The organism is Vibrio sp. 1401 (assembly GCF_033340295.1).
The window spans coordinates 1-541 of record NZ_JAWOWF010000756.1; the positions used below are offsets into that span (position 1 = coordinate 1).

Here is a 541-nt window from a genome sequence, read left to right on the forward strand (position 1 = left end):
GCGATCGGCTCGTTGCCCTGGGCCGCTCCAAAGCCCGCGACGCAGCGCCGGCAGGCAGAGCAAGTAGAGGGCAGCGCCTGCAATCCATGCCCACCCGTTCCACGTTGTTATAGAAGCCGCATAGATCGCCGTGAAGAGGAGGGGTCCGGCGATCGAGGTCAGGCTGGTGAGCGGCGCCAGTGAGCCTTGCAGCTGCCCCCGACGATGCTCATCCACCTGCCTGGACAACATTGCTTGCAGCGCCGGCATTCCGATGCCACCCGAAGCAAGCAGGACCATGATCGGGAACGCCATCCATCCCCGTGTCGCGAAGGCAAGCAGGATGTAGCCTGTGCCGTCGGCAATCATTCCGAGCATGAGTGCCCGCCTTTCGCCGAGCCGGGCGGCTACAGGGCCGGTGATCATTGCCTGGGCGAGTGAATGCAGAATGCCAAATGCGGCAAGCGAAATGCCGATCGTGGTCGCGTCCCAGTGAAAGCGATCCTCGCCGAAAATGACCCAAAGCGCGGCCGGCACCTGTCCGACAAGTTGCATGATGAAG

General features: G+C 63.0%; 1 protein-coding gene. It reads right to left on the minus strand.

From position 1 onward, the window contains the following. Positions 1–541 (minus strand): MFS transporter (locus tag R7Z77_RS27990; RefSeq protein WP_318137384.1); only part of this gene is annotated, 541 nt, incomplete at both ends.